Origin of the sequence: Oikeobacillus pervagus (assembly GCF_030813365.1) — a bacterium.
Taxonomy (GTDB): Bacteria; Bacillota; Bacilli; order Bacillales; family DSM-23947; genus Oikeobacillus; species Oikeobacillus pervagus.
On record NZ_JAUSUC010000058.1, the window covers coordinates 1 to 14,420 of the forward strand.

General features: G+C 36.7%; 15 protein-coding genes and 1 pseudogene. 4 read left to right on the forward strand and 12 right to left on the reverse strand.

Going from position 1 to position 14,420, the window contains the following annotated elements:
- Positions 1-147: 147 nt before the first annotated feature.
- The 5 genes from J2S13_RS14905 to J2S13_RS14925 form a co-directional block, all read right to left on the reverse strand.
- Positions 148-411, reverse strand: a complete 264-nt coding sequence (locus J2S13_RS14905) for a hypothetical protein (RefSeq protein ID WP_307258635.1) — start codon at positions 409-411, stop codon at positions 148-150.
- Positions 412-473: 62 nt separating this feature from the next.
- Positions 474-1,010 carry a hypothetical protein gene (locus tag J2S13_RS14910; RefSeq protein ID WP_307258636.1) on the reverse strand — a complete coding sequence of 179 codons (537 nt, stop codon included), beginning with the start codon at positions 1,008-1,010 and terminating at the stop codon, positions 474-476.
- Entirely contained in the window at positions 1,001-1,177 is a 177-nt protein-coding gene (locus J2S13_RS14915; RefSeq protein ID WP_307258637.1) for a hypothetical protein, read from the reverse strand. Before J2S13_RS14915 ends, J2S13_RS14910 begins: the two co-directional genes overlap by 10 nt.
- Before the next feature lie 195 nt (positions 1,178-1,372).
- Positions 1,373-1,759: an SHOCT domain-containing protein gene (locus J2S13_RS16995; protein WP_442417886.1), complete on the reverse strand. Its 387-nt coding sequence runs from the start codon at positions 1,757-1,759 to the stop codon at positions 1,373-1,375.
- 525 nt (positions 1,760-2,284) lie between these two features.
- Positions 2,285-2,995, reverse strand: a complete 711-nt coding sequence (locus J2S13_RS14925) for a MerR family DNA-binding transcriptional regulator (RefSeq protein ID WP_307258638.1) — start codon at positions 2,993-2,995, stop codon at positions 2,285-2,287.
- A gap of 151 nt (positions 2,996-3,146) precedes the next feature.
- Here J2S13_RS14925 and J2S13_RS14930 point away from each other — a divergent pair, with 151 nt between their 5' ends.
- Positions 3,147-4,025 carry an alpha/beta fold hydrolase gene (locus J2S13_RS14930; protein ID WP_307258640.1) on the forward strand — a complete coding sequence of 293 codons (879 nt, stop codon included), beginning with the start codon at positions 3,147-3,149 and terminating at the stop codon, positions 4,023-4,025.
- A 50-nt stretch (positions 4,026-4,075) separates the two neighbouring features.
- A pseudogene (locus J2S13_RS14935) lies at positions 4,076-4,357 on the forward strand (transposase family protein); the annotation flags it as partial.
- 408 nt (positions 4,358-4,765) lie between these two features.
- Here the strand turns inward: J2S13_RS14935 and J2S13_RS14940 are convergent.
- The 7 genes from J2S13_RS14940 to J2S13_RS14970 form a co-directional block, all read right to left on the reverse strand.
- Entirely contained in the window at positions 4,766-5,527 is a 762-nt protein-coding gene (locus tag J2S13_RS14940) for a hypothetical protein (RefSeq protein WP_307258641.1), read from the reverse strand.
- Between the two features lie 17 nt (positions 5,528-5,544).
- Entirely contained in the window at positions 5,545-6,510 is a 966-nt protein-coding gene (locus J2S13_RS14945; RefSeq protein ID WP_307258642.1) for a recombinase family protein, read from the reverse strand.
- 260 nt (positions 6,511-6,770) lie between these two features.
- On the reverse strand, positions 6,771-8,153 hold the full coding sequence (gene rlmD, locus J2S13_RS14950) for a 23S rRNA (uracil(1939)-C(5))-methyltransferase RlmD (RefSeq protein ID WP_307258643.1): 1,383 nt from the start codon (positions 8,151-8,153) through the stop codon (positions 6,771-6,773).
- A gap of 5 nt (positions 8,154-8,158) precedes the next feature.
- Positions 8,159-9,028, reverse strand: a complete 870-nt coding sequence (locus J2S13_RS14955; protein WP_307258644.1) for a DNA-3-methyladenine glycosylase family protein — start codon at positions 9,026-9,028, stop codon at positions 8,159-8,161.
- Between the two features lie 262 nt (positions 9,029-9,290).
- Entirely contained in the window at positions 9,291-10,079 is a 789-nt protein-coding gene (pdaA, locus tag J2S13_RS14960) for a delta-lactam-biosynthetic de-N-acetylase (protein ID WP_307258645.1), read from the reverse strand.
- A gap of 135 nt (positions 10,080-10,214) precedes the next feature.
- The gene (locus J2S13_RS14965) at positions 10,215-11,759 is read right to left on the reverse strand and encodes a fumarate hydratase (protein ID WP_307258646.1); all 1,545 of its coding nucleotides are present in this window, start codon (positions 11,757-11,759) and stop codon (positions 10,215-10,217) included.
- 244 nt (positions 11,760-12,003) lie between these two features.
- On the reverse strand, positions 12,004-12,204 hold the full coding sequence (locus J2S13_RS14970; RefSeq protein ID WP_307258647.1) for an SE1561 family protein: 201 nt from the start codon (positions 12,202-12,204) through the stop codon (positions 12,004-12,006).
- A gap of 163 nt (positions 12,205-12,367) precedes the next feature.
- On the opposite strand from J2S13_RS14970, the gene yfkAB reads away from it, so the two are divergent.
- A complete protein-coding gene (gene yfkAB / locus J2S13_RS14975; protein WP_307258648.1) occupies positions 12,368-13,495 on the forward strand; it encodes a radical SAM/CxCxxxxC motif protein YfkAB in 1,128 nt (375 codons plus the stop codon).
- Positions 13,496-13,798: 303 nt separating this feature from the next.
- Positions 13,799-14,251, forward strand: a complete 453-nt coding sequence (locus J2S13_RS14980) for a hypothetical protein (protein WP_307258649.1) — start codon at positions 13,799-13,801, stop codon at positions 14,249-14,251.
- Positions 14,252-14,420: the final 169 nt, after the last annotated feature.

A 14,420-nucleotide genomic window follows, 5' to 3' on the forward strand; every position in this document is an offset into this window, starting at 1 on the left:
GTCTCTAACTAGGCTATTTTTTCGGTCTCAATTTCCCTTAGCGTTATAAATTTCATGAAATTCTCAAAGTTTTAGATTGCGGTGAATAATTTAGGATTATAATTTTGTTGCATTTAATTTTATAAAAAATATTGTAAAACCAAAAGCTTAACCATAAGCTAGGCTCTTTAGCAGGTCGCCCATTATGAGAAGCATGGGGACGGTTCTTGTGCTTTCGTTGGTAGGTGGCAAGTAACGGAAGCAAGAGAACCGTCCCTCCGCTTCCTTGGATCTGTCATGTCGATCAAATTGAGAGGTTACAAGTTTCATTTCACTCGCCAACACTTTGAAATTTTGGTTGATATCCCTCAAGGCATTTTTGAAGTCCTTCTCGCCTTCCAAACCGATTCGAAGTCCAAAATTATCTACCACGACTCCACCTCCTCTCTTTTTGGGCATAAAAAAAAGAACCCCTTTTTTATGGGATACTTATATTAAAATCTTAAGTATGCTAATATTTTTTGATTACTATTCACCTGAAGAACTTTAAAATCATATTTTAAATAAAAATCATTTAGAAATGAGATATCATCATATTCTACACATACAATTCGTAAACCAACCAATTCATAAGCCAGCTCGCAGTTCTCTAGCGCAAATTCTAAGATAATATCACCACTCACTTTTCCCTTATAGAAATCAGATCTTCCTAATTGAGCTATTAAAATTGAATTAAATACATCTGCATTCTTATCTCCAGATAACTTTTTTCTTGATTCTTTAGAAACTTCGTCTATAATCGCAAAAGGTTTTACTAACAGAGTAAAATAACCAATTATTTCATTATCATTTTCATCATCCACAACTAGACTTGTACGAGTTAAAGCTCTTTTTTCATTTGGAATTGCATTATTGTGTAGAAATGCTTGAACATCTCCATTCTTTTCACTTTGAAAAGATGACAAGTATTGATAAATTTCTGCCTCGTCTTGAGTTGCCTCAATTAAACTTGATAAGCTAACTACTTGCATTTCCTAGAATTTAGAATTCTTGCTGCATTAGCAATTCTTTCTGATTTATTTAGCTTTATATCATTAAAAACATTCGTATGTCTAATTTTAGTACGTGGAGAAGAAATAATTTTTTTAGACGCTTCTTCGTCAAGAGTAAACCGTTGAAAAATTGTTTCCGTAGCCATTTCAACATCCTCCTTATCACACATACTAAGCACCTCACCTTTAAAAAACGTAGTAATTAGTATATGCACTCTTTGTATAAATTATAACACCTAATTACTAATTCTTCCACAGCAGAATATTACCCTATATGCCAATTGGAATCTTTTTAGCCCCTAAATGAACTTGGAAAGTAAGAGTAATAGGTATTATACTACTTAATGTACCAAGGAGGCTGACCTGTTTTCATTAAAGGTTGTTTCATTACTATCAATCGATATTTTAATCAAATTCTTATCCCAAAAAGGAAAACCTATTCTTACGGCAATATCATACGAACCGCTTGATTGTATAGTAAAATTGTATGTTGTTTCACCATTTTCTCCGAGTGTGACCATTTGCGATGAATCAGACACAATTATCTTATTGAATTCCACTTCAGTTATTAAGCCTTTTCCGAGCATCTTTCTAAGTAACTTTTCTGCCTGGATATAATCGAACTCACGTTGTAGCTGTTCCTGTGATACTCTCTTAAGTACGGTGGTGCTTTTGTCTATAACCTCATCCGAGATCTTCGTAACTTTTTTATCCTCATGCTGATTCACTAGGAATCACCTCCTACCTAATAGCCGTGGGAACAGGTCGAAGTTGAGGATTTGTAAAATTTTTTTGAATCAGAACATAAAAAAAGAGCCTGCAAGGGAAGAACCCCTACAGGCTGAATTCATTTAATAGTTTAAAATATTTTGTCATTGGAACATACAGTGGAATCTCCTTTCTAATAGTTAAATGACAATCAGTATATAAATCCGATTATTTGGTGGTAATAGATCAAACAATAGTTTTATTAAGGTATCAATGATATGTTTCTTAAGAATGTAGAGATAAGCGTTTTAAACGACATTAAAGGAGAGCAATTATTGCTAAATTTCCAGTAGCTTTACATGGAGAGATGGGCTTGGTAGCCTTTCAAAGCAAACAAAACCTTGTGTATTGCCTCTTTCGCTAAAATCTTTGCCAATGGGGACCCTATATCAAGGCACGACTTATTTCCAGAAAACGCTCAGTCTTATTTAGCAAAAACTGCTCAAATGAACTTGTCGGTTACAAGGCGTGAACATTTCTCTTTTTTAAGAATATAATTCTTGGTAAAAGTGGATGTAGTTCATCAGTTCTGCGATTCCTTTTAATTGAAGAAATAGTTTATTGTTCAGATTTTCCAATGCTAACTGAAAGGAACGTTCAATTTTATCATATTTTTGTGTGTCTAAATCGTTTAATAATTTCTTCATATTTTCTATATAATAAACGGTTTTTCTCAAACTGCTTATAATCAGGATTTTTCGTAGTTCAGGTATCGAATATATTCTATAACCGTTTTCCTTATTTCTTTTTGAATTGACTAACCCTTCATTTTCCCAATGGCGGATCGCTGAAGTATTTACTCCCGCTATTTTTGCGGCCTCTCCAATACTCATGCATTCATTTAATTTTACATTTTTATATTGAGTAAATTCAGCATTTTGAATCATAGTCAGAATTTCTTCCACTCGCTGTTTCTCCACTTGTATTTGGAATTGCTGTTCATTCACTAACCAAAGGGCTTCTTCAAACCTTGAACTCTTAATCATTCTCATAACTTTATAAACAACGGGTATGTCATATCCTTTTAACAAGGCTCTAATGGTAGTAAAAGCTTGAAAGTGTATCGATGTATAGAAACGGTGATTACTATTCGTTCTTGGTACAACAGGAATGAGATCTTGTTCTTCATATCTTCTCAAAGTTGTTGTGCTAACATTTAAGGCGTTTGCAATTTGTTTAGGGGAATATGCCTCCATTTCTTCACTCCCTTTTTAAAGTAAAACCTTCGAGTGCTACATTAACATATTTCAAATAAAACCCCTAATATATAAAGGTAGGGAAGTAGAAAACCGAAAGATTGCATGAATGTTATATGATAATAGTATAAACATTTTAGGAGTGATAAATATGGAGAAGAACATAAAACTTATGGATGAATCTGAATTAAAGGTTGGTTTAGTTGGAAATCCCAACTCTCCAACAATCATGCTTCCAGTTGCTAAAGAATCTGTATATGGACAAGAAGCCGAAAACTTAAAGTTGTGGGGAGTAGACCCCGAATCAGGAAAACATTTTATTGAGGGGCTCGTGGACAAGTTTCAGATTCTATATTTCGACTACGAAGGACACCGTTTGAAACACCCGAACCCTGAGAATCTCACACCCGAAAATTTAGTAAAGGATTTGTTAATAATCGCCGATGAAATGAACGTTAAAAAGTTTAGCTATTACGGATATTCTTGGTTAGCTTTAGTTGGATTACAATTAGCCATTCGGACGGATAGATTAGAAAGCTTAATCATGGGTGGTTTTCCACCAATAGATGGTCCATATAAAGAAATGATGGTGGTAACAAATAAAACATACGAGCAAGCTTTGTATAATCAGAATTCTCCTGTTATTAAGGAACATGATCATATTAATCCAGAAAAGGTTGATTGGGATAACATACAGGTAAAGATTGACACGAATCAAACTAAACAATTCGTTACAATGTACAAAAATTTAATGGAATTTGATGATCGTGAAATCCAGCATAAATTAGTCATTCCAAGATTGGCGTTTGCCGGGGAAAAAGACACTATTGTTTATGGAGAAAACTTTGGCAGTGTAACAGTAGATATTATTGGTATACTTCAAAAAAATAAACAAGAGTTAGAACACCTTGGATGGGATATAGAAATCATAAAAGGAAATGATATGGATCACACCAAAGCTATGCAACCTGTAACGGTGCTGTCATTGATAAAGCACTGGTTGATTAAAAGTTTGAATATAACTCGTTAAATATAGTAATCCGATACCCTAATCTCACAGAATCACAAAGGATGAACAACTTGACAGACCTATTATTCCTCCCAGACCTTAGAGCAATAGAATCGCCACAAGAAAATGAAACTGACATGATGTTTAAAGTGGAAGCAATCGAACCACCTGAACGGTGTCCTGAATGCGGTTTTGACAAACTGTACAGACATGGTTCAAGAAAGCAACTAATTATGGACTTGCCCATTCGTTTAAAGCGAGTGGGTTTACAATTAAATCGAATAAGATATAAGTGTCGCAAATGTGATTCTACCTTTTGGGAACGCCTTATATCTTTAGATGAAAAGCGTAGCAAAAGGGGGAAGCATGGGGACGGTTCTTGTGCTTTCGTTGGTAGGTGGCAAGTAACGGAAGCAAGAGAACCGTCCCTCCGCTTCTTTTAAAACCTTCTATTGTCACTCGTTCATATATTCCGCGTAAAAGTAAACCTCCGGGTCCTAAAAAAATCCCTCGAACTAATAGTCCGAGGGAACATAAAACACACTTCAATATTTAGTTAAAAATCACAAATCCATTGATACCACGCTATTTCAACTCTATCAACGCCACGCACTCCACATGATGTACTTAGGCTATTCTACACATCGCTATATAGTAGTAATAACACTTGTATTCCCGTAGCTTGTCATCTTTTCTGTCAAGTCAACATAACAATTTTGATTAGGCTATTTAAAATAACTAAACTTTAACTGCCTATAATCTCATTTACCTTTTTTAGCCTTATTCCATTCTATTTTTAGATAAATTCGAATTATATTTCTCAATTTAACCAAGTTACTAGCTAATTCTTCATTGAATCTTTTAATTTCGCTTACCTTTGCTTGCGCATCATCGTATTCTTTCTCAGTTTCTTCATTATACTTATATTCTGTGCTAGTGTAATTCCTTCCATCTATTTCAATATCCTCTTGATAAGCGATACCAACTATATTATCTTGCAGTTTAGAACTTACATAATCAAGTCGTGCTTCGGCTTGAGATAAATCTCCGCTTTTAACATTTTTATAATACTTGATAAATTCATCGGATAACTTTATTAAAAATTCAACAATTAAGTGATTCTTTCCCTCGTTGCTGTTTGTGTCTAAAATATCTATCTCTTTTTCTGTATTTATTTCATGCCCAAAAAATAATATCAATCTTTCAATTTTTTCCCGTACTTCAACAATAATCTTTTCTAACTTTTTTGGATCATCCTCATTCAGTGACGCAGAATAAGTAGAAATAATCTCAGCTGTAACGTTTCTAACATTTTGAATCCACTCTACTCTTGCATTTGCATTTTGCAACTTTGAATTTTGTTTTATTGTATAAATAGTAGTAAAAACCAAACCAATAAAAGATAGTACCGCAGCAAAGATAGCAATAGTTTCTGTTGTAATAAGTGAATTTTTTTGAGCCAACTCATTGTGAACATTTAGAAATTGAGTCATTGCTTCAATTAAACTTGATATATCATCCATATATTTATCTCCTCTTTTTAAATTCCGTTTTGTATATTCCCAACCAGTTGCTTATCTTTACTATTTTTGCTACTGTATTTACTACCTTTCCTCTTACTGCCATCTTCACCTTTTACAACATTACTTCTCTTTATCTTTTCTTCTTGCACCGCTTCAAACTGCTCTTTTGAAATGATCGCTGGATGGTTATTTTCAGATACAAAATGTTCTTCATACTCATTAGAATGAAGCAACCTTACGACCCCGATATATTTCTCGTTACTCAGCATAACGTCAATCGTTCGTTTACTCCACTTCTCTTTTCCTGTTGGTGTTTTTATCTCTCTTTTTTCTAGTTCTCTTTTTATGCCTATAATACTGTGTCCTTGCAAATACAAAGAGAAAATCAACCGAACATTTTTAGCTTCGTTTTTCTTAATGATTAGTTCTCCATCTTCATCATTTTCATAGCCATAGCATTTTCGATTGTATAATTTTGATGTTCCCTGTGCTGCATGACGTCTATAACCCCATTTAATATTTTCACTACGAGATTCGTTTTCTGCTTGTGCAATCGATTCGATAATCGAAATCATCAATTCACTATCTGTATCAGCCGTATCAAGTCCCTCTTGTTCAAAAATCACACGAACTCCATGCTCTCGCAACTTATTAAGTGACTCTAGTACTTCAACTGTGTCACGACCAAATCGGCTAATATTTTTCGTGATGACAATTTCAATATTTTTCGCCTGACAATCTTCTAACATACGCGTATATTCTGCACGTTTTGATCCTTTTTTCCCTGAAGCAATATCTATGTATGTATCAACAAGTAACCAATTTTGTGTAGCGGCAATTAATCGTGTAAGTGCAGATACTTGATTTGTTAAACTATTTAATTGTTCCGTGCTGTTTGAACTTACCCTGCAATATATCCCTACTCGTCTTTCACGTCTAATAGGTCTTGGTGGAATGAAATGTACACTTCGGTTCTCAGACATTTTCTTATACTCCCTACAATTTTATTTAGACTAATCATAAGTAACACACGTTTTATCAATGTTGATTAGTCTAAATATAACATATTTTTACCCATTCATCTATCCTGTCAACTCCACTACTGGAAATCTATTCTGTCAACTCAACCCAAAATTTCAGGCATTTAAACCCCAACAACAGAAAGGGTTCCACCCGTTTATTCACATAAAATAAACCTAGGCGAAACCCTAAAAACCTTATTCTATCAACACTTCAATAACTCTTATTCATCCACCCTAGACATCAATGCTACCAACTCGACATGTGCCGTATGCGGGAACATATCCACTGGCTGCATATATTCGATTTTGTATAGGTCACTGATCGTTTGTATGTCTTTGGCCAGGGTGGATGGGTTGCATGATACGTAAATAATGCGTTTTGGTTTGGTTTTTTTTATTGTTTGGAGCAGGCGTTCGTCGCATCCGGTTCTTGGGGGATCGACGATGACGATATCTGGTTTGAATCCTTGTTTGCTCCATTTTGGCAGCCATTGTTCGGCGGTTCCAACTTCGTATGTGGCGTGGGTGACTCCGAATTTTTTGGCATTTTCGCGGGCGTCTTGGATGGATTCTGGGATGACGTCCATGCCACGGATTTCGGCTGTTTGGTCAGCTAGCCATAATCCGATCGTTCCGACTCCGCAATAGGCATCGACTATTTTTTCCTGTCCGGTTAAGGCTGCGGCTTTTTTTACTTCATTATATAACTTAACGGTTTGCTCTGGATTTAATTGAAAAAAAGCGCGGGCTGATAATTCATATGTAAAATCTTGTAATTGCTCATCGATGACTTTTTTTCCAGCGAGATGAATCGTTTCTTCGCCAAAGATAAGGGATGTTTTCTTTGGATTGATATTTTGCATGATCGACTGTACTTCGGGTAATCGTTTTTGAATTTCTTGAACAATTAACTCCTTTTTAGGCAATTCTTTTTTCTTTGTAATGAGTACCACTTGGACTTGGCCTGTTTTTGTTCCAACTCGGGTCATGATTGTACGGACGAGTCCTTTTTGATTGCGTTCATTGTAGATCGGTATGTTGAAATCCATCAAAATCTGCTTGACCACTTTTGTCACTTCATTTGTGGCCGGATGCTGAACGAGGCAATCTGGGATATCAATGAGCTGATGGGAGTTTAGTCCGTAAAGACCCGCGATCACTTTTCCCTTTTGCTCTCCTAATTGAAATTGGCTTTTGTTCCGATAATTCCAAGGGTTGTCCATTCCAATCGTTGGACGAATATCTAGTTTTTCCACTTGAAGTTTCGTATGCCGTTGTAATGCCTGGATCAGTATATCCCTTTTTTCAACAAGCTGTTGGTCATATCGTAAATGTTGAAGTTGGCAACCTCCGCATTGTTTGTAAATTGGGCATGGTGGTTGGGTCCGGAATGGTGAAGCTTTCCGGATTTTATTAATTTTCCCCTCTGCAAATTTTGGTTTAACATTCGTTGCTTCAACGACAACCTCTTCTCCTGGAAGTGCTCCTGGTACGAATACGACTTGTCGTTTGAAATAGCCGACCCCTTCCCCGTTAATTCCTAGACGTTTGATCGATAAAGGAAATGTTTGTTTTTCTTTTATGTTGATTTGCTTTTGTTTCATTTCGCTCACTTCCTTTTTTCAATGCTTCTCCATAAATATAAAGAAGCGTAACTTAAATAGGGAGCCCATTCCTTGCTCCACTCTTCCATTTGTTCAAATGTGGGCTTATGCTCAAGTCCTTTTAGCTGTTGGATCGCTCGTTGAATGCCAATATCTTGTTTGGGAAAAAGATTTTTTCGACCTAAACCAAACATAAGAAAATTCTCGACCGTCCAAGGACCGATGCCTCTTACCTTTGTTAATTTTTTCAAAATGGCTTCATTTGGTTCATTTGCCAATGCAGTCAAATCAATTTGTTGATTCGCTACAAGCTCGGAAAAACCAATGACATATTCCGCTTTTCTTTGACTAAATTGTAAATCTCTTAATTGTGGGATTGTAATGGAAGCTGCTTTTTCAGGTGTTGGGTAAAACCATACTCCTTTTCGCTTTTCTCCAAATTGTTTCACAAATCGCTCTGTTAAAGTGTGAGCAAATTTTAAATTTAATTGTTGATGAATAATACATTTTATGATGCAGCTGTATGGGCTAAAATCGAGCACGATGGGTGTTCCGTAATGTTCAGCGACGATTTCAGCCATGTCTGTTTCCTGAAAATGGGTGATCATCGGTTTTAATGGCATGTCCCATTGGAAGATTTTTGATATTTCTTGTAAAACGACCAACTTTGTTTGGTGGTTTTCACCTTTTATAATAAAGATCGGTTCCTCTACTGTACCAATCGCTTGAATCTGAGCGACTTCTTTTAGCGTATAGATGGGAACATGAATCATCCGTTCATCAGGAAAAATTTGATTTAAAGGATCTATGGAAAGCCGATCGAGTACTTGATCAAAATGATAAGGTCCTGCTTTTTCTATTTTTTCTTGCCACATAGGAAAACCTCTCACTTTTTTCTTTTCATTATAACAAAAAGAGGGAGGGGAAAGAAATGTGGGGGTGTGTTGTAATGGGGATTTGCTTATTTCCAGTGTAGATATGCGTTACCTCTATAAAAATATGTGTATTTCCCAATTTATTTACCTATTACCCGAAAGTTTTTGCACTGTGGGAGCAAAACGGGGATCCCTTTTTACGTTTGATTTTCGTATTTTCCGTGTGGATATTTTTGAAGTATTCCCCAAAAAGAAAGCTGCTTTATTCTGCAGCCTTCTTTTTTGGGTTCTTTTTATAATGATCAAGGCTTTTAAATTGGTAGCCTTGTTTTTTTAAGTCTTGTAGGGCTTTTTCTAATGCTTCAGCGTTGTCTTTGGAGACGGTGTGAAGTAGGATGACAGCTCCAGGATGGGCTTGGGTCATGATGTTGTCGTAGGAATATTGCCATCCTTTTTGGTTATTGGTTTGCCAGTCGACGAATGCGAGTGACCATAAGACATGTGTGTAGCCTTCTTCTTTCGCAAGTTTTAATGTTCGTTCGCTAAGGATTCCTCTTGGTGGGCGCAAATATTCCATTTTCTTTTGTTTCGTCATTTTGGCGGTTTCTTCTTCAACTAATGCTAATTCCCTTTTGAGTTTTTCGTCACTTACTTGGGTAAGATCGGGATGGCTCCATGAGTGGTTACCAACAATATGTCCTTCTTTTACCATTCTTCTCACTAAATCGGGAGCACTTCGTAAATAATGACCGGTTACAAAAAAGGTGGCAGGGACTTTTTCCTGTTTTAAAGTATCCAAAATTTTGGCCGTATAACCGTTTTCGTAGCCATTATCAAAAGTTAAATAAAGAACTTTTTTATTGGCCTTTCCCTTATAGAACGCATCGTATTTTTCCAGTAATGTGTTATATGCTTCACCGGCATCTGGTGGAACGCCATTTGAACTTCTTTTAAATCCCCAATGGATCGGCTCATTTGAGATTGCCTGTGAGGGAACAGTTATCGTGAAGCTTATAAAAAAGGCAATGAATAAACTAATGATTGTTCTCATATATAGAGTCCTTTCTTCTTAATTATTTATGTTTATTTTTTGTGAAAAGTAAAGATTCATTCTTATTATTCAGTTCCATTTCATGCCAAAAAGACGACCCTCTAAAAAAGAGAGTCGCCTTTTCTTTTTTCTTGTTTATTTAAAAACACGTTCTTTAAATTGAGCTAGTTTTTCTAATGATGATTTATCGACATCTTGATGTAAGCTGTTTCCGTGTGAATCCATTGTAACAACCGCTGTGAATCCCTCTACACTTAAATGCCACATTGCTTCTGGGATACCAAATTCCATTAGGTCTACACCGTCAACAGACTTAATACAGTCTGCATAGTATTGAGCAGCTCCACCGATTGCATTTAAGTAAACGCCACCATGTTCATTTAGTGCTTTTAATGTTTTTGGTCCCATACCACCTTTACCGATGACAGCGCGAATTCCAAATTTTTTCATGATATCGCCTTGGTAAGGTTCTTCACGGATAGATGTTGTTGGTCCAGCAGCTTTCACATGCCAGTTTCCTTCATCATCTTTTAACATAACAGGTCCACAATGGTAAATTACTTGTCCATTTAAATCAACAGGAGCATCATGATCTGTTAAATGTTTATGGATTGCATCACGACCTGTGTACATTCTACCGTTAATTTGAACAACGTCTCCTACTTTCAACTCACGAATTTGCTCTTCTGTAATCGGAGCTTGTAGGCTGATGATTTGTTGTTCAGTTGTTGCTGCCGTTTCTTTTTCAGCTTCTGTTTCTGCAAACGAAATCTTATCGCCTTCTTGGTATAACCATTCTTGAATTTCACCTGTTTCAGGGTTCACTTGAACACCTAGACGGCGGAAAGCCCAACAGTTATAAGCAACAGAAACGAAGAAGCTCGCTGGAATACGGTTCATAACACCGACTTTACAGCCTAGAAGAGTCGTTTCTCCACCGAATCCCATTGTTCCGATTCCTAATTTATTAGCATTTTCTAATACATATTCTTCTAATTTACGTAAATCTTCATTCGGATTCACATCGTCAGCAGAACGGAATAATTGTGCTTTTGCTAGGTCATAACCTGAAGAGCGATCTCCTCCGATTCCAACACCAATGAATCCGGCACTACAGCCTTGCCCTTGTGCTTGGTAGACAGAGTGCATGATACATTTACGAATTCCGTCTAAATCACGGCCAGCTCTTCCTAGTCCTTCTAATTCACATGGAAGACTGTATTGAATGTTTTTATTTTCACAGCCGCCACCTTTTAAAATAAGACGAACATCGATATAATCTTTTTCCCATTGTTCAAACTTAATAACAGGTAACCCCGTTCCTAAGTTGTCCCCACTGTTTTTACCTGTTAGAGAATCAACAGAGTTTGGACGAAGTTTTCCGTCTTTTGTCGCTTGAACAAGTGCTTGATGAATAGCCTCTTTTAATTCAAGTTGGTTGACGCCAACTGGAGTTTTTATTTTAAAAGTTGGTAATCCTGTATCTTGGCAAATTGGTGATACGTTTTCATCTGCCATTTGAATATTATTTGTAATCGTCGCTAAACTCATCGCAGCACGAGTTCCAGCATTTTCGCGTTGTTTCGCAGATTGAATAGCACGGCGAACGTCTTTCGGTAAGTTCGTTGAAGTTTCAACAATTAATTTGTACATGCTTTCTTGAAGCTTTTCTGTATTCATTTTTGCTCCCCTTCCCTTGGCCCAAAAAATATTTCGTACTTTTACTCAAACTCCATTATACTCCTAGGCTGTATTGAAAGAAAGGGGGGATTTGAAACCGATTACTTCATGATTATGGTAATAGGGAGGGATATCTTTTTTACGTTGAAGAGGAGGTAAAAAAGGAAAGGAGCATTTTTCAAAGGATGCATGTATTCTAAAAATTTGCTCCCAAGTATAAACTCATTTCCCATATTTTGGTCCATTATAAAGGAAGTTTTGCGTCATTCATTTTTTTGAACTGTTGGCATTTTAATTCTATATCTTCAATCATGTTGATTAATCGGTCCACATCTTCTAAATCAGTTGATTCCGGATCGATGGTGTCTAACACTTGTAAAAACATATTTATTCTTTCTTTTAAATAAGTTAATTGTAAGTCTTTATCTTCTATCGCTTTGCCCAAAAGTATTCGCTCCTTTCCCTGTTTTATCGTAGCGGAATTTTTTTTGGAATGCAATTGATTATTGACATTCGTCTTATTTTCCATGAAGATGGACTTTGTGAGATTGTGAACGTGGCCCGAAGTTTTCGGTGCTTTATCATATATAAAAGGAGATTTTAATCTGATGAGTAAGATCATTTCGCCGTCATATGATCCATGGGAAGCTTATATGGATATGGAAGAGTTTGGTAAGTTAACCCTATCAAATATTGAGTTTACGACAACGTATTTATGCAATATGCGTTGTAAACATTGTGCGGTTGGGTATACATTGGACCAAAAGGATCCCGATGCTCTTCCAATAGATGTTCTTATCAAGCGATTAGATGAGATTCCTCATTTACGTACTTTTAGTATTACGGGCGGAGAACCCATGTTATCGAAAAAATCGGTTGAGAATTATGTTCTCCCTCTATTGAAGTATGCCCATGAGCGCGGTGTTCGAACACAAATCAATTCAAATTTAACTTTACCAATTGAACGTTATTTACTGATTGCCCCTTATTTAGATGTGTTGCATATTTCACATAACTGGGGAACTGTCGATGAATTTATTGACACGGGATTTGCGATGATGGAGAGAAAACCAACGCGAGAGCAAAGAGGAAAATTATTCGAGCGGATGATTATAAATAGCCGTACTCTTGCTGAGAATGGTGTGCAAGTTTCAGCGGAGACGATGTTAAATCAGAAAACTCTTCCTTTTATCGAACAGATTCATCATCAAGTGGTGAATGAAATGAAGTGTTTTCGTCATGAAATTCACCCGATGTATCCAAGTGATTTCGCTTCTTCTTTGAAAACTTTATCTTTAGAAGAAACTCGGCGCGCGATTCATCATGTCTTGGATATTCGCGATGAGGACACATGGATGCTATTTGGAACATTACCTTTTTATGCTTGTAGTGTAAATAAGGATGACCAATTGCTTTTACAACGATTATATGAAGCGAAAAATGTCACGTTAAGAAATGATCCCGATGGACGTTCAAGATTAAATGTAAACATTTTTACCGGAGATGTGATTGTGACTGATTTTGGGGATACACCTCCATTAGGCAATATTTTAAAGGATCGTTTACCGGATGTCTTTGCTACTTGGCTTCAGACGGATTTGGCCAAAAGCCTGAATTGTCATTGCTCAAATGTGAAATGCCTTGGCCCGAATGTATTGGTAAAAAATATGTATTATCAGGACGAGGATTTTTCCAAGAAAAAGGCGGATGGAATATTCCAAACTGAGGAAATATAGAACATTTTGCTCCAGCATAAATAACATTTCATGCGCGGGAATCGCGGTTGAAATAAGGGGGATTCTACTTTTGAGAGTAGGATCTCCCTTTTTTGATTTCCTCAATTTGATCATTTCCCTGCCGGATTTGATCATTTCCCAGGAGGATTTGCACCTGTTTTCGACTCTTTTGTGCCTATCTTTGGCATATTTGATTATTTCCCTTTGGATTTGACTATTTCCCAGATTTATTTGCACTACTCCTCTCTCGTCCCCCAAACCCTATTTCCCTTTTTCCATTTTTCTCGATTTGATCATTTCCCTTTGGATTTTGAACATTTCCCAGGCGGATTTGCACCTGTTTTCGACTCTTTTGCGCCTCTCCTTGGCATATTTGATTATTTCCCCTGGGATTTGACTATTTCCCAGGTTTTTTTGCACCTCTACTTCCCCTTCGTCTCCGCAACACCACTCTTTTTTTCATTTTCTCGATTTGATCATTTCCCCGCCGCTTTTGAACATTTCCCAGGCAGATTTGCACCTGTTTTCAACTCTTTTGCTCCTATCCTTGGCATATTTGATTATTTCCCCTGGGATTTGACTATTTCCCAGATTTATTTGCACCTCTACTTCCCCTTCGTCTCCGCAACCCCACTCTTTTTTTCATTTTCTCAATTTGATCATTTCCCTGCCGCTTTTGATCATTTCCCAGGCGGATTTGCACCTGTTTTCGACTCTTTTGCGCCTCTCCTTGGCATATTTGATTATTTCCCTTAGGATTTGACTATTTCCCAGGTTTTTTTGCACCTACTTCCCCTTCGTCTCCCCAAACCCACTCTTTTTTTCATTTCCTCAATTTGATCATTTCCCTGCCGCTTTTGATCATTTCCCAGGCGGATTTGCACCTGTTTTCGACTCTTTTGCGCCTCTCCTTGGCATATTTGAT